Source organism: Pseudomonas sp. P1_F1_2 (genome assembly GCF_056405815.1).
In genome coordinates this window covers 90,385-110,721 of record NZ_JBFUBK010000004.1, presented here as the reverse complement: position 1 = coordinate 110,721, position 20,337 = coordinate 90,385, and the positions used below count along the sequence as shown (strand labels likewise).

Below are 20,337 nucleotides of genomic sequence, written 5' to 3'. Positions count from 1 at the left end.
CCACGTGGAACAGAGCGACTGGCGTTTCCGTCTGCCAGCCTTCCCTCAATAATTCATGATCTACACAGGTGATAAAGACCTGGCAGCGTAAGTCTTCCAGCAAGCGGCACAGCGCGCGTCGGTGGTGCTCGTCCAGTTCGGACGGCAGGTCATCCACCAGATAAATACACTGGCCGCGTCGAGCTTGGCTAACCAAGTGCCCTTGGGCTATCCGCAATGCGCAGACCACCAACTTCTGCTGACCCCGGGACAAGATGTCCGCGGCATTATGTGCGCCCAGTCTTAGACGCAAATCAGCGCGTTGTGGTCCGGCCTGGGTGTGACCCATTTGCTGATCCCGTTGCAGGGATCCAGCGAGTACTGCACTCAGTTCGCGGTCTTTGTCCCAGCCTCGGTAATAGCTGAGGGTCAAGCCTTCAAGCTCAACCAGTTCGCTCAAGGTTTGTTCAAAGACTGGTTTCAAGACTTTGATATAAGCGCGGCGGTATTCATCGATTTCAGCGCTGGCCTGGCACAGTTCCCTGTCCCAAACCGCTTGCGAAACGGCGTCAAGTGTACCATGTCGCAGCCAAGAGTTTCTCTGGCGCAGGGCCTTCTGCAAGCGCTGCCAAGTGGACATGAATCGTGGTTCCACATGGAACACACCCCAGTCGAGAAACTGTCGGCGAATCTTCGGTGCGCCTTCAAGCAAACGAAAGCTGTCAGGGTTGATCAGCTGCAACGGCATGATTTCCGCCAGCTGCGCCGCACTGCGCGCATTCTGACCGTCGATGCGGATCTGAAATTCACCCTGACGGTCACGCGATATGCCCAACGCGCTGTTCCCCCCCTCAGCCAATTCGATCTGACCAAATACCGTACAGGCTAATTGTTCGTACTGAATGACCGGCAACAGACGGGTGCTACGGAACGAACGGGCAAGCCCCAGCAGGTGAATGGCTTCCAGAACACTGGTTTTGCCGCTGCCGTTGGCGCCGTAAAGAATGTTGATTCGGGGGGAGGGAGAGAAGGTCACCGGGTGCAAATTGCGCACCGCGGTGACCGAGACGCGACTGAGCGACATCTAGCTTCTGCTGAACATGATTACAGGCGCATCGGCATGACAACGTAAGCCGAGTCGTCGTTGTCGGACTCTTGCACCAACGCGCTGCTGTTGGAGTCGGACAGGATCAGGCGAACTTGTTCAGTGGTCATAACACCCAGCACGTCGAGCAGGTAGCTCACGTTGAAGCCGATTTCCAGATTGCCGCCGTTGTATTCAACACCCACTTCTTCTTCCGCTTCTTCTTGCTCCGGGTTGTTCGCCTGGATTTTCAGCTGACCGTTGGCCAGTTGCAGACGGATACCACGGTACTTCTCGTTGGACAGAATCGCGGTACGGCTGAAGGCTTCACGCAGCGCTTGACGGTCGCCCAGTACAAGTTTGTCGCCACCTTTAGGCAGAACGCGCTCGTAATCCGGGAATTTGCCGTCAACCAGTTTCGAGGTGAACGTGAATTCGCCGGTAGTTGCACGGATATGGTGCTGACCCAGGACGATGCTGACGATGCCGTCCGGCTCGGTCAGCAGGCGCGCCAGTTCAAGGATACCTTTGCGTGGGACGATGACCTGATGGCGATCGGGTTGACCGATGTCGGCCTGCATCGAGCACATGGCCAGACGGTGACCGTCGGTGGCAACGGCGCGGATGATGCCGGCCGACACTTCCAGCAGCATGCCGTTCAGGTAGTAACGAACGTCCTGCTGAGCCATGGCGAAGCTGGTGCGTTCGATCAGGCGACGCAGTTTGCTTTGCTCCAGGCTGCACGTCAGCGAGCCCGGGCCTTCTTCCACTGTAGGGAAATCGTTGGCGGGTAGCGTCGACAGGGTGAAGCGGCTACGGCCAGCTTTCACCACCAGCTTCTGCTCGTCGACCTTGATGTCGATCAGCGCGTCATTCGGCAGGCTCTTGCAGATGTCCATCAGCTTGCGCGCCGGCACGGTGATGGAGCCTGGGTCTGCCGGCTCTTCGAGTTGCACACGACCAACCAGCTCGACTTCCAGGTCGGTACCGGTCAGCGACAGTTGCTGGCCTTCGACAACCAGCAGCACGTTGGAGAGCACCGGCAAGGTCTGTCGGCGTTCGACGACGCCTGCGACCAGTTGCAGGGGTTTCAACAGGGCTTCGCGTTGAATGGTGAAATGCATGGTCTAGTCCCTTGCCTTAATAAGCTGCGCTGGTGTTCATCATGTGGTCAGTGTACGCAGCAGGTTCTTGTAGTCCTCGCGGATGTCCGCGTCGGATTCCTTAAGCTCGTTGATCTTGCGGCAGGCGTGCAAAACCGTCGTGTGGTCGCGGCCGCCAAACACATCGCCGATTTCCGGCAGGCTGTGGTTAGTCAACTCTTTGGACAATGCCATTGCAACCTGACGCGGACGTGCGACCGAACGTGAACGACGCTTGGACAGCAGGTCGGAGATCTTGATCTTGTAGTACTCGGCGACCGTGCGCTGAATGTTATCCACAGAGACCAGTTTGTCTTGCAGCGCCAACAAGTCTTTCAGGGATTCGCGAATCAGCTCGATGGTGATGTCGCGGCCCATGAAGTGCGAGTGGGCGATCACGCGTTTCAGCGCGCCTTCCAGCTCACGGACGTTGGAGCGAATACGCTGGGCAATGAAGAACGCCGCGTCATGTGGCAGATCAACTTTGGCCTGATCGGCCTTTTTCATCAAGATCGCCACACGGGTTTCCAGCTCCGGCGGCTCGACGGCAACCGTCAGGCCCCAGCCGAAGCGGGATTTGAGGCGTTCTTCAAGGCCTTCGATTTCTTTCGGGTAGCGGTCACTGGTGAGAATGACCTGCTGACCACCTTCAAGCAGGGCGTTGAAGGTGTGGAAAAACTCTTCCTGGGAACGCTCCTTGCGGGCAAAGAACTGAATGTCATCGATCAACAACGCATCCACTGAACGGTAGAACCGCTTGAATTCGTTGATGGCATTCAGTTGCAACGCCTTGACCATGTCGGCCACGAAACGCTCCGAATGCAGGTACACGACCTTGGCATTCGGATTCTTCTTTAGCAGGTGGTTACCCACAGCGTGCATCAAGTGGGTTTTACCCAAGCCGACGCCGCCATAAAGGAAGAGCGGGTTATAGCCATGCTTTGGATTGTCCGCCACCTGCCAGGCCGCAGCCCTGGCTAGTTGGTTGGACTTGCCTTCGACGAAATTTTCGAAGGTGAAGGTGCGGTTCAGGTAACTGGTGTGCTTGAGCGCGCCTTCAACCTGAACAGTACGCTGTTCGGCACGAACCGGAGCCTGTTGAGAACTGGCGCCGGCCATCGGGTCGAAACTGTCGCGGGACGGCTCTTCACTGACCTCGGCAACCTTTTGGGTAGCCCGCTTGGTCGGTGCAGCTGTCGGAGCGGGTGCCGGTGCGCTAATCGGCGCTTGAGCAGCCTGAGCCTGGGACGCTGCAGCAGCCAGCGGAGCATTGGGTGCTGCGCGTGGTGCTGAACTGCGTTTACTGCCTATTAATAAGGACAGTGCCGGCGCCATCCCGTTGCCATGCTCATCCAGCAGTTCAAGGACGCGGCCCAGGTACTTTTCGTTGACCCAGTCGAGAACAAAACGATTCGGTGCGTAGACACGCAACTCGTCGCCTTCGGCTTCGACCTGTAGTGGACGGATCCAAGTGTTGAATTGTTGGGCAGGCAGCTCTTCGCGCAAAAGCTCCACGCACTGCTGCCAAAGTTCCACTGACACGGATATCCCCTAAGTTGAAAGCCGGTGAGGCAAAAACAAGCCGCCATTGTAACGACCAGACGCCCACTTATCCACATGCAGGTTGCGCACAGGGCATGAATTATCAACGCCTTAACCGACAAAAAGCAGACCAATGGTCTGTGCATAAGCTCTGTGGATAACCGGTCCTGAGGGCATTGGACAAGTGGGGGCGAAACTCGGTGGATAACAAGCCTGTGGATAACAAGCCCTTTCACACACAGCTTATCCGACAGCGCAGCACAGGCTTACCACCGTTTTCCACCGTAGTTGTCATTCTCTGTACATCACGGATTAGAAGGCTTAAAGCTAGTTATCCACAGATGATCGCCACCCTAGCTTTTATAAGCTTTACAGAAAAGCTTTAAATAATTCCCTTCTTTATTCTTATATCTAGCGAATGACCATCGGTGAACAAAACGCCTGGAGATCTATTTATAAGGAAACGCTGGTTGGAAATTGACCTAGAGGCTTGCTTTCTCTAGAATCCCCGGTCTCTTAAAACGGGGGCCATTCCGGCCCGTTGTGGACGAACCAGGTAACACGACAATGAAACGTACTTTCCAACCAAGCACTATCAAACGCGCTCGTACCCACGGTTTCCGTGCTCGCATGGCTACCAAGAACGGCCGTGCCGTTCTGTCGCGTCGTCGCGCCAAAGGTCGTGCGCGTCTGGCAGTTTGATAAGCCGGCACTGGAGGTGAGTCAGGACTTCAGTCGGGAAAAGCGTCTGCTTACTCCCCGGCATTTCAAGGCAGTCTTTGACTCCCCTACCGGCAAGGTTCCGGGGAAAAATCTCCTGCTCCTTGCGCGCAACAACGATCTTGATCACCCCCGTCTCGGGTTGGTTATCGGGAAAAAGAGCGTAAAGCTCTCCGTTGAGCGCAATCGCCTCAAACGTCTGATGCGCGAATCGTTCCGTCTGCACCAGGATTCACTGGTCGGCTGGGACATCGTTATCGTCGCGCGCAAAGGTTTGGGTGATGTAGAAAACCCCGAATTGATTCAGCATTTCGGCAAACTCTGGAAGCGTCTGGCACGCAGCACGCCAGTACCAGCAGTCAAAACCGAAACTGTAGGGGTAGACAGTCCCGATGCGTAAACTGGCACTCGTTCCGATCCAGTTTTATCGCTATGCCATTAGTCCCCTGATGGCCAACCACTGTCGCTTCTACCCCAGTTGTTCCTGCTACGCGTTAGAGGCCATAGAAAATCATGGTCTTCTGCGCGGTGGCTGGCTGGCCTTTCGTCGTTTAGGTCGCTGTCATCCGTGGAATCCCGGTGGTTATGACCCGGTTCCACCTATCCCTACCTCCCGTTCTTCTTCGATGGCCGAGTAATCATGGATATCAAACGCACGATCCTGATCGTCGCCCTGGCAATCGTGTCCTACGTTATGGTTCTTAAATGGAACCAGGACTATGGCCAGGCTGCCCTGCCGACTCAGAATGTTGCTTCCAGTACGACCGCACCGGGCCTACCGGATACGGCTACTGGCAATAATGCTTCTGTCAGTGACGACATTCCACGCGCTGCAAGCGATACCAGTGCCACTGCACCTGCTGAAACACCAGTAGCTGCAAGCAAAGACCTCATCCAGATCAAAACGGATGTGCTCAACCTGGCTATCGATCCACAAGGTGGTGATGTTGCCCAGCTGACGCTGCCACTGTATCCACGTCGCCAGGACCATCCGGAAATTCCGTTCCAGTTGTTCGATAACGGCAATGAGCGGACTTATCTGGCTCAAAGCGGTTTGATTGGCACTGATGGGCCGGACGCAAGTCCTGCCGGTCGTCCGGTTTATTCCTCGGAGAAGAAGGTTTATCAACTGGCTGACGGTCAGGACCAATTGGTCGTAGACCTGAAGTTCAGCAAGGATGGCGTCAACTACATCAAGCGTTTCACCCTGAAACGTGGCCTGTATGACGTAACCGTCTCCTACTTGATCGACAACGAAAGCGCCAAGCCTTGGTCGGGTGCGATGTTCGCCCAACTGAAGCGTGACGCCAGCTCCGATCCTTCTTCCAGCACTGCCACCGGCACCGCGACTTACCTGGGCGCCGCCCTGTGGACAAGTAACGAGCCGTACAAGAAAGTGTCGATGAAGGACATGGACAAGGCTCAGCTGAAAGAAACCGTCAACGGTGGTTGGGTTGCCTGGTTGCAACACTACTTCGTGACCGCGTGGATTCCGGCGAAGGGCGAAAACAATGTCGTCCAGACCCGTAAAGACAGCAAAGGCAACTACATCATCGGCTATACCGCCCCGGCAATGACTGTTGCGCCAGGTGCGAAAGCTGAAGTCAGCGCTGTTCTGTACGCCGGCCCGAAAAGCCAGGCTGTGCTGAAAGAGTTGTCCCCAGGTCTGGAACTGACCGTCGACTACGGCATTCTGTGGTTCATTGCCCAGCCTATCTTCTGGCTGCTGCAACATATCCACGCCATTGTCGGTAACTGGGGCTGGTCGATCATTTTCCTGACCATGCTGATCAAGGGTTTGTTCTTCCCTCTGTCGGCCGCCAGCTACAAATCCATGGCGCGCATGCGTGCAGTGGCACCGAAACTGGCTGCGCTGAAAGAGCAACATGGCGATGACCGGCAGAAAATGTCGCAAGCCATGATGGAGCTGTACAAGAAAGAGAAGATCAATCCGCTGGGTGGTTGCTTGCCAATCCTCGTGCAGATGCCGGTTTTCCTTTCGCTGTACTGGGTTCTGCTGGAAAGCGTTGAAATGCGCCAAGCGCCGTTCATGCTGTGGATTACTGACCTGTCGATCAAGGACCCGTTCTTCATTCTGCCGATCATCATGGGTGCAACCATGTTTATCCAGCAGCAGTTGAACCCAACACCTCCGGATCCGATGCAGGCCAAGGTGATGAAGCTGATGCCAATCATCTTCACCTTCTTCTTCCTGTGGTTCCCGGCTGGTCTGGTGCTGTACTGGGTAGTGAACAACTGCCTGTCCATCACTCAACAGTGGTACATCACTCGTAAAATCGAACGGGCTACCAAAGCAGCCGCTTGATTTACACTGTGGATAACCACTCAAAACGCCCCCTAGTGGGGCGTTTTGCTATCTGTCACTTTTGTCTGGATACCGGTTTATGAGCGTTCCTCGTGAAACCATCGCAGCCGTCGCCACCGCTCAAGGTCGCGGTGGCGTGGGCATCGTCCGTATTTCCGGACCGTTGGCGAGCCTTGCGGCCAAGGCCATCAGCGGTCGGGAATTGAAACCCCGGTTTGCCCATTACGGCCCGTTCCTCAGTGCAAACGAAGAGGTGCTGGACGAAGGCATTGCGCTGTATTTCCCGGGACCGAACTCCTTCACCGGCGAAGACGTGCTGGAACTGCAGGGCCATGGCGGGCCGATTGTTCTCGATATGTTGCTCAAGCGTTGCCTGGAATTGGGCTGTCGTCTCGCTCGTCCCGGTGAATTCAGCGAGCGCGCGTTCCTCAATGACAAACTCGACCTGGCTCAGGCTGAAGCCATCGCCGACTTGATCGAGGCGAGTTCTGCACAAGCAGCGCGAAACGCCCTTCGATCCTTGCAAGGCGCATTTTCCCAGCGTGTGCATAACCTCACCGAGCAACTGATAGGCCTGCGCATCTATGTCGAGGCCGCCATCGACTTTCCAGAGGAGGAAATCGACTTCCTTGCTGACGGTCATGTATTGGCCATGCTCGACAAAGTACGCAATGAATTATCCACAGTGCTCCATGAAGCAGGGCAAGGCGCCTTGCTTCGAGATGGGATGACGGTGGTGATTGCCGGTCGGCCAAATGCCGGTAAATCCAGTCTGTTGAATGCTCTGGCGGGTCGAGAAGCCGCGATCGTGACCGAGATTGCCGGCACAACCCGGGACATTCTTCGTGAACATATCCACATTGATGGCATGCCGCTGCACGTGGTCGATACCGCTGGTCTGCGAGATACCGATGATCAGGTCGAAAAAATCGGCGTCGAACGCGCGTTGAAAGCCATCGGCGAAGCGGATCGTGTGTTGTTGGTGGTCGATGCTACGGCACCGGAAGCGCTTGATCCGTTCGCGCTGTGGCCCGAGTTTCTGGAAGTGCGTCCCGATCCCGCCAACGTCACGCTGATTCGTAACAAGGCGGATCTGACGGGCGAAGCCATTGCCCTGGAAGTCAGCGAAGATGGCCACGTCACCATCAGCCTGAGTGCCAAATCTGCTGGTGATGGCCTGGAATTACTGCGCGACCACCTCAAGGCCTGCATGGGTTACGAGCAAACGTCGGAAAGCAGCTTCAGTGCCCGCAGGCGTCACCTCGAGGCACTTCGTCATGCCAGCGCGTCCCTTGAGCATGGCCGCGCACAATTGACCCTGGCAGGTGCTGGCGAGTTGCTGGCCGAAGATTTGCGTCAGGCACAGCACTCTCTTGGTGAAATCACCGGTGCATTCAGCTCCGATGACCTGTTGGGACGAATCTTTTCCAGCTTCTGCATCGGCAAATAGTCCTTCCGTTGTCCACAGACAGGCTATTCGTGCCTGTCTGTTCCCTCCCTTTTCAACAATCTTCGCTGAGTGCCGAGCAGATTCTTTCTGCTTGAGCGGTTTTCCCGCGCCCCGAATTCACTCGATCGAGCCTTTTCTGTGGATTAAGCCCTGTGAATAACTGCCACTGAGGGCAGTTGATAACAGGGCCTCAAAACTGAAGATAACCGCCCCTGTGGATAACCACCTCTTTCATCCACAGGCTTACACCGGTTATCCAAGGGCCTCATTGGCACATGACCACAGGGTTTTGAATCTCTGTACATATTGAATATAAAGGCCTGTAGAGATCTATCCACAGAAAGGTGCCTCAGTAGAAATAAACATAAAAACAAAGATTTAATAAATTTCTTTCTTTTTAATTTCTATAACCCCGACTTCTCCACAGCTGGTTAAATTTTGTGCAGAGGGTTCTTTAGGGAGGGCGAAGTCCCTATACTTGTCGACCAGGTCCAGAAACCTGAGCTCAAACTATTCCTGAATTACCTACTTAAGCAGGCACGAGGTGCGTGGTGGATTTCCCTTCCCGTTTTGAAGTGATCGTCATCGGCGGCGGTCATGCCGGTACCGAGGCAGCACTGGCCTCAGCACGTATGGGGGCAAAAACCCTGTTGCTGACGCATAACGTGGAAACCCTCGGCGCAATGAGTTGCAACCCTGCCATCGGCGGGATCGGCAAAAGCCACCTGGTCAAGGAAATCGACGCCCTCGGCGGCGCGATGGCCATGGCGACAGACAAGGGTGGTATTCAGTTTCGCGTGTTGAACAGCCGTAAAGGCCCGGCCGTGCGAGCTACTCGTGCTCAGGCAGACCGGGTTCTCTACAAAGCCGCTGTCCGCGAAGCACTGGAAAACCAGCCGAACCTGTGGATATTTCAGCAGGCAGCTGACGACCTGATCGTTGAACAGGACCAGGTACGCGGTGTTGTCACCCAAATGGGCCTGCGTTTCTTCGCCGATTCAGTGGTGTTGACCACTGGCACCTTCCTGGGTGGACTTATCCACATCGGTTTGCAGAATTTTTCCGGCGGTCGCGCCGGTGATCCGCCATCGATCGCGCTGGCTCACCGTCTGCGTGAACTGCCATTGCGTGTGGGTCGTTTGAAAACCGGTACTCCGCCGCGTATCGATGGCCGGTCTGTGGATTTCTCGGTGATGTCCGAACAACCGGGTGATACGCCGATCCCGGTGATGTCGTTCATGGGCAACAAGGAACAGCATCCACAGCAGGTCAGCTGCTGGATTACCCACACGAATGCGCGCACACACGAAATCATTGCCGCGAACCTCGACCGTTCGCCGATGTATTCCGCTGCCGGCGAAATCGAGGGCATCGGCCCGCGTTATTGCCCATCGATCGAAGACAAGATTCACCGCTTTGCCGACAAGGAAAGCCATCAGGTCTTCATCGAGCCGGAAGGCTTGACCACCCACGAGCTGTATCCGAACGGGATATCCACATCCCTGCCGTTCGATGTGCAGTTGCAGATCGTGCAATCGATCCGTGGCATGGAAAACGCCCACATCGTGCGTCCGGGTTACGCCATCGAATATGACTACTTTGATCCGCGCGACCTGAAATACAGCCTGGAAACCAAAGTGATTGGCGGGCTGTTTTTTGCCGGTCAAATCAACGGCACCACCGGTTACGAAGAAGCCGGCGCCCAGGGTTTGCTGGCCGGGGCCAACGCCGCACTGCGTGCAAAGGGCAAAGAAGCCTGGTGCCCGCGACGCGACGAGGCGTACATCGGCGTGTTGGTCGACGACCTGATTACGCTCGGTACTCAAGAACCGTACCGGATGTTCACTTCACGTGCCGAGTACCGCCTGATCCTGCGCGAAGACAACGCGGACCTGCGCTTGACCGAAAAAGGTCGCGAATTGGGTCTGGTCGATGACGCGCGTTGGGCGGCGTTCTGCAAGAAGCGCGAAAGCATCGACCTGGAAGAGCAACGCCTGAAAAGTACCTGGGTTCGCCCGGGCACCGAGCAAGGCGATGCAATTTCCGAGAAGTTCGGCACGCCGCTGACCCACGAATACAACTTGCTCAATCTGCTGAGCCGTCCGGAAATCGACTACGCTGGTCTGATCGCCGTGACCGGTGGCGGCGCAGAAGATCCACAAGTCGCCGAGCAGGTCGAAATCAAGACCAAATACGCCGGTTACATCGATCGCCAGCAGGATGAAATCGCACGGCTGCGGGCCAGCGAAGACACAAAACTGCCTGTGGATATCGATTACACGAATATTTCCGGTCTCTCCAAAGAGATCCAGAGCAAGCTCGGTGCGACCCGTCCAGAGACTTTGGGCCAGGCGTCGCGTATCCCGGGTGTGACGCCGGCAGCGATTTCGCTGTTGATGATTCATTTGAAAAAACGCGGCGCGGGCCGTCAGTTGGAGCAAAGCGCTTGAGTTCGTTGGTCACCTCGCAACACGCAGAAGAGTTATCCACAGGTGCTCGCCAGCTCGGTGTCACGCTGACAGAAACCCAGCATGCCCAGCTGCTGGGTTATCTGGCCCTGTTGATCAAATGGAACAAGGCTTACAACCTGACCGCCGTGCGCGATCCGGACGAAATGGTTTCCCGTCATTTGCTTGATAGTTTGAGCGTGATGTCGTTCGTCGAAAACGGTCGCTGGCTGGACGTTGGCAGCGGTGGCGGCATGCCGGGCATTCCGTTGGCTATCCTGTTCCCAGAGTCCCAAGTGACCTGTCTCGACAGCAATGGCAAGAAAACCCGCTTCCTGACTCAGGTCAAACTCGAACTCAAACTGGATAACCTGCAAGTTATCCACAGTCGCGTCGAAGCCTTCCAGCCTGCCCAGCCATTCAACGGGATCATTTCCCGGGCGTTCAGCAGCATGGAAAACTTCAGCAACTGGACTCGCCACCTCGGCGACGCCGATACACGCTGGCTGGCAATGAAGGGCGTTCATCCGGCCGATGAGCTGGTAGCATTGCCGGCAGACTTCCACCTCGATAGCGAACACGCCCTGGCCGTACCTGGTTGCCAAGGCCAACGCCATCTGCTGATACTGCGCCGCACGGCATGATTGGGAACACAAGCAAGAATGGCTAAGGTATTCGCGATAGCGAACCAAAAGGGTGGTGTGGGTAAAACCACCACCTGCATCAACCTCGCAGCTTCCCTGGTCGCTACCAAGCGTCGGGTGCTGCTGATCGATCTCGATCCACAGGGCAACGCCACCATGGGTAGCGGTGTGGATAAACACGGCCTGGAAAACTCGGTCTACGACCTGCTGATCGGCGAATGCGATCTGGCCCAGGCCATGCACTATTCCGAGCACGGTGGTTACCAACTGCTGCCGGCCAACCGCGACCTGACGGCAGCCGAAGTGGTTCTGCTGGAAATGCAGATGAAGGAAAGCCGCCTGCGCAGTGCGTTGGCGCCGATCCGTGAAAACTACGATTACATTTTGATCGACTGCCCGCCGTCGTTGTCGATGCTCACATTGAACGCACTGGTTGCCGCCGATGGGGTGATTATCCCCATGCAGTGCGAGTACTTTGCGCTCGAAGGTCTGAGCGACCTTGTGGATAACATCAAGCGCATTGCCGAATTGCTGAACCCGAACCTGAAAGTCGAAGGGCTGTTGCGCACCATGTACGACCCGCGCCTGAGCCTGATGAACGACGTATCTGCCCAGCTCAAGGAACACTTCGGCGAGCAGCTCTACGACACTGTGATTCCGCGCAACATTCGCCTGGCCGAAGCGCCTAGTTATGGCATGCCGGCGTTGGCTTACGACAAGACATCGCGGGGTGCCATTGCCTACCTGGCACTGGCGGGCGAAATGGTTCGCCGTCAACGCAAAAACTCACGCACCACCGCTGCTCAGGCAACTTAAGGAATCCCCATGGCCGTCAAGAAACGAGGTCTCGGACGTGGACTGGATGCACTGCTGAGTGGTCCGACTGTCAGCTCGCTTGAAGAACAAGCGGTACAAGCTGATCAGCGTGAGCTGCAGCATCTGCCTCTGGACCTGATCCAGCGGGGCAAATACCAACCGCGTCGGGACATGGATCCGCAGGCGCTGGAAGAATTGGCGCAATCGATCAAGGCCCAAGGTGTGATGCAGCCGATCGTGGTTCGCCCGATTGGCAGCGGTCGCTTCGAAATCATCGCCGGTGAACGCCGCTGGCGTGCAAGCCAGCAGGCGGGCCAGGAAACCATCCCGGCGATGGTTCGCGATGTTCCGGATGAAACGGCCATTGCGATGGCGCTGATCGAGAACATCCAGCGTGAAGACCTCAATCCGATCGAAGAAGCCGTGGCGTTGCAGCGTTTGCAGCAGGAATTCCAGCTGACTCAACAGCAAGTTGCCGAGGCCGTGGGCAAATCCCGCGTAACTGTGGCCAACCTGCTACGCTTGATCGCGTTGCCGGAAGTTATCAAAACCATGCTGTCACACGGCGACCTGGAAATGGGTCACGCACGTGCTTTGCTCGGTTTACCGGAGAATCAACAGGTAGAAGGGGCGCGACATGTTGTCGCACGGGGGCTGACTGTGCGCCAAACTGAAGCACTGGTTCGCCAGTGGTTGAGTGGCAAACAGGAGCCTGCCGAACCGGTAAAACCGGACCCGGATATAGCCCGACTCGAGCAGCGCCTGGCTGAACGCCTAGGCTCTGCGGTGCAGATTCGCCACGGTAAGAAGGGGAAAGGGCAGTTGGTCATTGGTTACAACTCCCTCGACGAATTACAAGGTGTGCTCGCACACATTCGTTGAAACATTTCCTCATGTAGCGTGCAGTCGGAAATCACTACCTGACAGTTGAATAGGGGCCGAACCGCCCCTATACTCTGCGCGCATTTTGTCGGCACAAATTATGCCAAGTTATTGATTTCTGGCAGCCGACCATTGGAGAGTAAACGTGATGGAAACCCGCACGCCAAACCGCTTGCCGTTCCATCGCCTGGCAGTTTTTCCGGTGTTAATGGCTCAATTTGTCGTTCTGCTGATCGCTGCTTTGGCGCTTTGGCAATGGCGTGGAGTCGTTGCCGGGTACTCGGGACTTTGCGGAGGCCTGATAGCCTTGCTTCCCAATGTTTATTTCGCTCACAGGGCATTTCGGTTTTCCGGCGCCCGAGCAGCTCAAGCCATCGTCCGGTCATTTTATGCCGGTGAGGCGGGCAAACTGATTTTGACGGCAGTGCTGTTTGCGCTGACGTTTGCAGGTGTGAAGCCATTGGCGCCGCTAGCTGTATTCGGCGTCTTCGTGTTGACCCAACTGGTCAGCTGGTTCGCGCCCCTGCTGATGAGAACAAGACTTTCGAGACCTTAGGGCGTTTGAGGCAACCATGGCAGAAACAACCGCTTCGGGCTATATCCAGCACCACTTGCAAAACCTGACTTTCGGTCAGCACCCAACTGGCGGGTGGGGTTTTGCCCACACCGCAGCAGAAGCCAAGGAAATGGGCTTCTGGGCTTTCCACGTCGATACTCTCGGCTGGTCGGTCGCGTTGGGTTTGATCTTCGTTCTTCTTTTCCGCATGGCGGCAAAGAAAGCGACTTCCGGTCAGCCTGGTGCTTTGCAGAACTTCGTTGAAGTATTGGTCGAATTCGTCGATGGCAGCGTGAAAGACAGCTTCCATGGCCGTAGCCCGGTGATTGCACCGTTGGCACTGACCATCTTCGTCTGGGTGTTCATGATGAACGCCGTCGACCTGATCCCGGTCGACTGGATTCCTCAACTGGCCATCCTGATCACCGGCGACCATCACATTCCGTTCCGCGCCGTGTCGACCACTGACCCGAACGCAACGCTGGGCATGGCCCTGTCGGTGTTCGCGCTGATCATTTTCTACAGCATCAAGGTCAAGGGCATTGGCGGCTTCGTCGGCGAACTGACCCTGCACCCGTTCGGCAGCAAGAACATCTTCGTTCAAGCCCTGCTGATTCCGGTGAACTTCCTGCTGGAGTTCGTGACACTGGTTGCCAAGCCAATCTCCTTGGCACTGCGTCTGTTCGGCAACATGTACGCCGGCGAACTGGTCTTCATTCTGATTGCTGTGATGTTCGGCAGCGGTCTGCTCTGGCTTAGCGGCCTGGGCGTTGTTCTGCAGTGGGCGTGGGCAGTGTTCCACATCCTGATCATCACCCTGCAGGCGTTTATCTTCATGATGCTGACCATCGTTTACTTGTCGATGGCGCACGAAGAGAACCATTAAGACCAGTTTCGACTAGTCTGATGTCCCACTCGGTAAAACGAGTGGGTGCCCGAACAGGGCTATGAAACGATTTGTTTTACCGCTTTAAAATCTAAAAAACCTAAACCATACGACGTAAAAGTCGGGAGGAAAGATGGAAACTGTAGTTGGTCTAACCGCTATCGCTGTTGCACTGTTGATCGGCCTGGGCGCACTGGGTACCGCAATTGGTTTCGGCCTGTTGGGTGGCAAGTTCCTGGAAGGCGCAGCGCGTCAGCCAGAGATGGTTCCAATGCTGCAAGTTAAAATGTTCATCGTTGCCGGTCTGCTCGACGCCGTAACCATGATCGGTGTTGGTATCGCTCTGTTCTTCACCTTCGCGAACCCATTCGTTGGTCAACTCGCTGGCTAATTACTCGAACCTTCGAGTAATTGGTGTGATGTGTAACGAACGAGCGAGGTGTTGGCGTGAACATTAATGCAACCCTGATTGGCCAGTCCGTTGCGTTCTTCATTTTTGTGCTGTTCTGCATGAAGTTCGTGTGGCCTCCGGTCATCGCGGCTTTGCACGAACGTCAGAAGAAGATCGCGGATGGACTGGACGCTGCCGCCCGAGCAGCTCGCGACCTGGAATTGGCCCACGACAAAGTGGGTCAACAACTGCGCGAAGCTAAAGCTCAGGCAGCCGAAATCATTGAGCAGGCCAAGAAACGCGGTAATCAGATCGTTGAAGAGGCTGTTGAAAAAGCCCGTATCGACGCTGACCGTGTGAAGGTTCAGGCTCAGGCCGAGATCGAGCAGGAACTGAACAGTGTCAAAGACGCGCTGCGTGCCCAATTGGGTGCTCTGGCCGTTGGCGGCGCCGAGAAGATCCTGGGTGCCACAATCGATCAAAACGCGCACGCGGAGCTGGTAAACAAACTGGCTGCTGAAATTTAAGCGAGGGCGATCATGGCAGAATTGACCACGTTGGCCCGACCTTACGCTAAGGCAGCCTTCGAGCACGCCCAGGCCCACCAGCAACTGGCCTCTTGGTCAGCCATGCTCGGCCTGGCTGCAGCAGTGTCGCAAGACGACACTATGCAGCGCGTGCTCAAGGCCCCGCGACTGACGAGCGCAGACAAGGCCGCCACGTTTATTGACGTGTGCGGCGACAAGTTTGATGTCAAGGCACAGAACTTCATTCACGTCGTTGCCGAAAACGACCGTCTCCCGCTGTTGCCGGAGATCGCCGCTCTGTTTGACCTGTACAAGGCCGAACAAGAGAAGTCGGTAGACGTTGAAGTGACCAGTGCTTTTGCATTGAACCAAGAACAGCAAGACAAACTCGCCAAGGTTCTCAGTGCACGACTCAACCGGGAAGTGCGCCTGCAAGTCGAGGAAGACAAATCCCTTATTGGGGGCATTGTCATCCGCGCCGGCGACCTGGTTATCGATGGCTCGGTTCGCGGCAAACTCGCGAGCCTTGCCGAAGCATTGAAATCTTGAGTTTGAAGGGGCAGCAGAGCAATGCAGCAACTCAATCCTTCCGAAATAAGTGAAATTATCAAGGGCCGCATCGACAAGCTCGATGTGACCTCCCAAGCCCGTAACGAAGGCACTGTCGTCAGCGTATCTGACGGTATCGTGCGGATTCACGGTCTGGCCGACGTAATGTACGGCGAGATGATCGAGTTTCCGGGCGGCGTCTTCGGTATGGCTCTCAACCTGGAGCAAGACTCCGTAGGTGCCGTTGTATTGGGCGCATACCAGTCTCTGGCTGAAGGCATGAGCGCCAAGTGCACTGGCCGCATCCTCGAAGTTCCGGTTGGTAAGGAACTGCTGGGTCGCGTAGTCGACGCACTGGGTAACCCGATTGATGGCAAAGGTCCACTGAACAACACCTTGACCGACGCGGTCGAGAAAGTTGCTCCAGGCGTGATCTGGCGTAAGTCGGTAGACCAGCCTGTACAGACTGGCTACAAGGCTGTCGATGCCATGATCCCTGTCGGCCGTGGCCAGCGTGAGCTGATCATCGGTGACCGTCAGATCGGTAAAACCGCTCTGGCGATCGACGCGATCATCAATCAGAAAGACAGCGGCATTTTCTGCGTCTATGTAGCCATCGGTCAGAAACAATCGACCATCGCTAACATTGTTCGCAAGCTGGAAGAAAACGGCGCACTGGCTAACACGATCATCGTGGCAGCGAGCGCTTCGGAATCTGCAGCACTGCAATACCTGGCACCTTATGCCGGTTGCACCATGGGTGAATTCTTCCGCGACCGCGGTGAAGACGCGCTGATCGTTTATGACGATCTGTCCAAGCAAGCAGTGGCTTATCGCCAGATTTCCCTGCTTCTGCGCCGTCCACCAGGCCGTGAAGCTTACCCAGGCGACGTGTTCTATCTCCACTCCCGTCTGCTGGAGCGCGCATCCCGCGTTTCGGAAGAATACGTTGAGAAGTTCACCAACGGCGCAGTGACCGGCAAAACCGGTTCCCTGACTGCACTGCCGATCATCGAAACCCAGGCTGGCGACGTTTCCGCGTTCGTTCCGACCAACGTGATTTCCATCACTGACGGTCAGATCTTCCTGGAATCGGCCATTTTCAACTCCGGGATCCGTCCCGCTGTGAACGCCGGTGTTTCGGTATCCCGTGTGGGTGGTGCCGCTCAGACCAAGATCATCAAGAAGCTCTCCGGTGGTATCCGTACCGCTCTGGCTCAGTACCGTGAACTGGCGGCATTCGCCCAGTTTGCATCTGACCTGGACGAAGCGACCCGTAAGCAACTTGACCATGGTCAGCGCGTTACCGAGCTGATGAAGCAGAAGCAATACGCACCAATGTCGATTGCTGACATGGCGCTGTCGCTGTATGCCGCTGAGCGTGGGTTCCTGACTGACGTCGCAATCGCCAAGATCGGTAGCTTTGAACAAGCGCTGATTTCCTTCTTCAACCGCGATCACGCCGATTTGATGGCGAAGATCAACGTGAAGGGCGACTTCAACGACGAAATCGATGCGGGCATGAAAGCCGGTATCGAGAAGTTTAAGGCGACCCAAACCTGGTAAGCCGCAGCGGGAGCCGCAAGGCTCCCGCTTGCTAACCTGATAGGTGTTACATGGCAGGCGCAAAAGAGATTCGCAGTAAGATTGCGAGCATCAAAAGCACGCAAAAGATTACCAGCGCCATGGAAAAAGTGGCGGTCAGTAAAATGCGCAGGGCACAAATGCGCATGGCTGCTAGCCGTCCTTACGCGGAGCGCATCCGCCAGGTTATTGGTCATTTGGCCAACGCCAACCCGGAATATCGCCACCCGTTCATGATCGAGCGTGAAGTAAAGCGCGTCGGTTACGTTGTGGTGAGCTCTGACCGTGGTTTGTGTGGTGGTTTGAACACCAACCTGTTCAAGGCCCTGGTCAAGGACATGGCGGTAAACCGCGAAAACGGCGTCGAGATTGATCTGTGTGTAGTGGGTAGCAAGGGTGCGGCTTTCTTCCGCAACTTCGGCGGCAACGTCGTAGCAGCTATCAGCCACCTGGGTGAAGAGCCGTCGATCAATGACCTGATCGGCAGCGTCAAGGTGATGCTGGATGCCTACCTGGACGGCCGTATTGACCGCCTGTCCGTGGTGTCCAACAAGTTCATCAACACCATGACGCAATCGCCTACCGTGGAGCAGTTGATTCCACTGGTGGCAACCCCGGATCAAGGACTCAAGCACCACTGGGACTATCTCTACGAACCGGACGCCAAAGAGCTGCTTGACGGCTTGATGGTTCGTTACGTGGAGTCGCAGGTCTACCAGTCGGTGGTCGAGAACAACGCGGCTGAACAAGCTGCGCGGATGATCGCGATGAAGAACGCTACCGACAACGCCGGTGATTTGATCAGCGATTTGCAGCTGATCTACAACAAGGCGCGTCAGGCTGCGATCACCCAAGAGATCTCGGAAATCGTCGGCGGCGCTGCCGCGGTTTAACGGTTCAAATATTCAGAGGATCCAGCTATGAGTAGCGGACGTATCGTTCAAATCATCGGCGCCGTTATCGACGTGGAATTCCCACGCGACAGCGTACCGAGCATCTACAACGCGCTGACTGTACAAAGCGCGGCCGCAACCACTCTGGAAGTTCAGCAACAGCTGGGCGACGGCGTGGTTCGTACCATTGCGATGGGCTCCACCGAGGGCTTGAAGCGTGGTCTGGACGTCATCGACTCCGGTTCCGCCATCTCCGTACCGGTCGGTAAAGCGACGCTGGGCCGGATCATGGACGTACTGGGCAACCCGATCGACGAAGCTGGCCCGATCGACACCGAAGAGCGCTGGGGCATTCACCGTCCTGCGCCAACCTTCGCTGAACAAGCGGGCGGCAACGACCTGCTGGAAACCGGCATCAAGGCTATTGACTTGGTTTGCCCGTTCACCAAGGGTGGTAAAGTCGGTCTGTTCGGTGGTGCCGGTGTAGGCAAAACCGTAAACATGATGGAACTGATCCGTAACATCGCCATCGAGCACAGCGGTTATTCCGTGTTCGCCGGTGTGGGTGAGCGTACTCGTGAGGGTAACGACTTCTACCACGAGATGAAGGATTCCAACGTTCTGGACAAAGTGGCACTGGTTTACGGTCAGATGAACGAGCCGCCGGGTAACCGTCTGCGCGTAGCACTGACCGGTCTGACCATGGCCGAGAAGTTCCGTGACGAAGGTAACGACGTTCTGCTGTTCGTCGACAACATCTATCGTTACACCCTGGCCGGTACTGAAGTATCCGCACTGCTGGGCCGTATGCCTTCCGCAGTAGGTTACCAGCCGACCCTGGCCGAAGAGATGGGTACTCTGCAAGAGCGTATCACTTCGACCAAGAACGGTTCGATCACCTCGATCCAGGCGGTATACGTACCTGCGGATGACTTGACCGACCCGTCGCCAGCGACCACTTTCGCCCACTTGGACGCGACCGTCGTTCTGTCCCGTGACATCGCTTCCCTGGGTATCTACCCGGCAATCGATCCACTCGACTCGACTTCGCGCCAGCTGGACCCGAACGTAATCGGCCAGGATCACTACGACACTGCTCGCGGTGTACAGTACGTCCTGCAGCGTTACAAAGAACTGAAGGACATCATTGCGATCCTGGGTATGGACGAGCTGTCGGAAGAAGACAAGCAGTTGGTAAACCGTGCTCGTAAGATCCAGCGCTTCTTGTCGCAGCCGTTCTTCGTGGCTGAAGTCTTCACCGGTTCTTCGGGCAAATACGTTTCCCTGAAAGACACCATTGCTGGCTTCAAAGGCATCCTCAACGGTGACTACGACCACCTGCCAGAACAAGCGTTCTACATGGTCGGCGGCATCGAAGAAGCGATCGAGAAAGCCAAGAAACTGTAATCCCGGCGCCCGGAAACGGGCGCTAATTTAGGTTGAGGCAATCAGATGGCTATGACAGTCCATTGCGATATCGTCAGCGCGGAAGGAGAAATCTTTTCCGGCCTGGTCGAGATGGTGATTGCGCACGGTGCTCTGGGTGATCTTGGTATCGCTCTGGGTCACGCGCCGCTGATCACTAATCTCAAACCGGGTCCGATCCGCCTGATCAAGCAGGGCGGGGAAGCCGAGGTGTTTTACATCTCCGGTGGTTTCCTCGAGGTTCAGCCGAACATGGTCAAAGTACTTGCCGATACCGTGCAACGTGCTGTCGACCTGGATGAAGCCTCTGCTCAGGAAGCCGTTAAGGCTGCCGAGAGGGCCTTGCATGACCGTGGTGCAGAATTCGACTACGGTGCTGCTTCCGCACGTCTGGCCGAGGCAGCAGCTCAGCTGCGCACCGTCCAGCAGATCCGCAAGAAGTTCGGTGGCTAATTGCCTGCGACTTGTTGCGCGATTGATTAAAAAGGGTAGCC

At 56.1% G+C, this 20,337-nt stretch carries 21 protein-coding genes; 18 read left to right on the top strand and 3 right to left on the bottom strand.

The window, feature by feature from the left end; all coding sequences use genetic code 11:
* The 3 genes from recF to dnaA all read right to left on the bottom strand — a co-directional run.
* A partial coding sequence (recF, locus tag AC1D2P_RS02315; protein WP_477811295.1) for a DNA replication/repair protein RecF occupies positions 1-1,063 on the bottom strand: 1,063 nt, incomplete at its 3' end.
* A gap of 20 nt (positions 1,064-1,083) precedes the next feature.
* Positions 1,084-2,187: a DNA polymerase III subunit beta gene (dnaN, locus tag AC1D2P_RS02310; protein ID WP_017341709.1), complete on the bottom strand. Its 1,104-nt coding sequence runs from the start codon at positions 2,185-2,187 to the stop codon at positions 1,084-1,086.
* A gap of 39 nt (positions 2,188-2,226) precedes the next feature.
* Positions 2,227-3,747, bottom strand: coding sequence for a chromosomal replication initiator protein DnaA (gene dnaA, locus AC1D2P_RS02305; RefSeq protein ID WP_046030917.1), 1,521 nt, complete (start codon positions 3,745-3,747; stop codon positions 2,227-2,229).
* A 567-nt stretch (positions 3,748-4,314) separates the two neighbouring features.
* Here dnaA and rpmH point away from each other — a divergent pair.
* The 18 genes from rpmH (at position 4,315) to AC1D2P_RS02215 (ending at position 20,296) form a co-directional block, all read left to right on the top strand.
* Positions 4,315-4,449: a 50S ribosomal protein L34 gene (gene rpmH, locus AC1D2P_RS02300; RefSeq protein WP_003213577.1), complete on the top strand. Its 135-nt coding sequence runs from the start codon at positions 4,315-4,317 to the stop codon at positions 4,447-4,449.
* 16 nt (positions 4,450-4,465) lie between these two features.
* Complete coding sequence (rnpA, locus tag AC1D2P_RS02295) at positions 4,466-4,867, top strand: ribonuclease P protein component (protein ID WP_027926203.1); 402 nt, start codon at positions 4,466-4,468, stop codon at positions 4,865-4,867.
* The gene (gene yidD / locus AC1D2P_RS02290) at positions 4,860-5,105 is read left to right on the top strand and encodes a membrane protein insertion efficiency factor YidD (RefSeq protein ID WP_077430980.1); all 246 of its coding nucleotides are present in this window, start codon (positions 4,860-4,862) and stop codon (positions 5,103-5,105) included. The genes rnpA and yidD overlap by 8 nt, the downstream gene beginning before the upstream one ends.
* Positions 5,106-5,107: 2 nt before the next feature.
* The gene (gene yidC, locus AC1D2P_RS02285; protein WP_109786866.1) at positions 5,108-6,793 is read left to right on the top strand and encodes a membrane protein insertase YidC; all 1,686 of its coding nucleotides are present in this window, start codon (positions 5,108-5,110) and stop codon (positions 6,791-6,793) included.
* Positions 6,794-6,872: 79 nt separating this feature from the next.
* Positions 6,873-8,243 carry a tRNA uridine-5-carboxymethylaminomethyl(34) synthesis GTPase MnmE gene (gene mnmE / locus AC1D2P_RS02280; RefSeq protein WP_109786865.1) on the top strand — a complete coding sequence of 457 codons (1,371 nt, stop codon included), beginning with the start codon at positions 6,873-6,875 and terminating at the stop codon, positions 8,241-8,243.
* 551 nt (positions 8,244-8,794) lie between these two features.
* Positions 8,795-10,693 (top strand): tRNA uridine-5-carboxymethylaminomethyl(34) synthesis enzyme MnmG, encoded by a 1,899-nt coding sequence (gene mnmG, locus AC1D2P_RS02275; RefSeq protein ID WP_109786864.1) that lies wholly within the window; start codon positions 8,795-8,797, stop codon positions 10,691-10,693.
* Positions 10,690-11,334, top strand: a complete 645-nt coding sequence (gene rsmG, locus AC1D2P_RS02270) for a 16S rRNA (guanine(527)-N(7))-methyltransferase RsmG (protein ID WP_046030911.1) — start codon at positions 10,690-10,692, stop codon at positions 11,332-11,334. The genes mnmG and rsmG overlap by 4 nt, the downstream gene beginning before the upstream one ends.
* Positions 11,335-11,352: 18 nt before the next feature.
* A complete protein-coding gene (locus AC1D2P_RS02265; protein ID WP_109786863.1) occupies positions 11,353-12,150 on the top strand; it encodes a ParA family protein in 798 nt (265 codons plus the stop codon).
* 9 nt (positions 12,151-12,159) lie between these two features.
* Positions 12,160-13,032, top strand: a complete 873-nt coding sequence (locus tag AC1D2P_RS02260; protein ID WP_008027541.1) for a ParB/RepB/Spo0J family partition protein — start codon at positions 12,160-12,162, stop codon at positions 13,030-13,032.
* Positions 13,033-13,180: 148 nt separating this feature from the next.
* Complete coding sequence (locus AC1D2P_RS02255) at positions 13,181-13,588, top strand: F0F1 ATP synthase subunit I (RefSeq protein ID WP_095110158.1); 408 nt, start codon at positions 13,181-13,183, stop codon at positions 13,586-13,588.
* A 16-nt stretch (positions 13,589-13,604) separates the two neighbouring features.
* Positions 13,605-14,474, top strand: a complete 870-nt coding sequence (gene atpB, locus AC1D2P_RS02250) for a F0F1 ATP synthase subunit A (protein WP_046030903.1) — start codon at positions 13,605-13,607, stop codon at positions 14,472-14,474.
* A 133-nt stretch (positions 14,475-14,607) separates the two neighbouring features.
* Positions 14,608-14,865 (top strand): F0F1 ATP synthase subunit C, encoded by a 258-nt coding sequence (gene atpE, locus AC1D2P_RS02245; protein ID WP_002555987.1) that lies wholly within the window; start codon positions 14,608-14,610, stop codon positions 14,863-14,865.
* 56 nt (positions 14,866-14,921) lie between these two features.
* Entirely contained in the window at positions 14,922-15,392 is a 471-nt protein-coding gene (locus AC1D2P_RS02240; protein WP_046030898.1) for a F0F1 ATP synthase subunit B, read from the top strand.
* 12 nt (positions 15,393-15,404) lie between these two features.
* Entirely contained in the window at positions 15,405-15,941 is a 537-nt protein-coding gene (locus tag AC1D2P_RS02235; protein WP_109786862.1) for a F0F1 ATP synthase subunit delta, read from the top strand.
* A 21-nt stretch (positions 15,942-15,962) separates the two neighbouring features.
* Complete coding sequence (atpA, locus tag AC1D2P_RS02230) at positions 15,963-17,507, top strand: F0F1 ATP synthase subunit alpha (protein ID WP_109786861.1); 1,545 nt, start codon at positions 15,963-15,965, stop codon at positions 17,505-17,507.
* Positions 17,508-17,557: 50 nt separating this feature from the next.
* Entirely contained in the window at positions 17,558-18,418 is an 861-nt protein-coding gene (gene atpG / locus AC1D2P_RS02225) for a F0F1 ATP synthase subunit gamma (RefSeq protein ID WP_046030892.1), read from the top strand.
* A gap of 27 nt (positions 18,419-18,445) precedes the next feature.
* Complete coding sequence (atpD, locus tag AC1D2P_RS02220) at positions 18,446-19,825, top strand: F0F1 ATP synthase subunit beta (RefSeq protein ID WP_007948086.1); 1,380 nt, start codon at positions 18,446-18,448, stop codon at positions 19,823-19,825.
* Between the two features lie 45 nt (positions 19,826-19,870).
* Positions 19,871-20,296, top strand: coding sequence for a F0F1 ATP synthase subunit epsilon (locus tag AC1D2P_RS02215; RefSeq protein ID WP_109786860.1), 426 nt, complete (start codon positions 19,871-19,873; stop codon positions 20,294-20,296).
* Positions 20,297-20,337 lie beyond the last annotated feature (41 nt).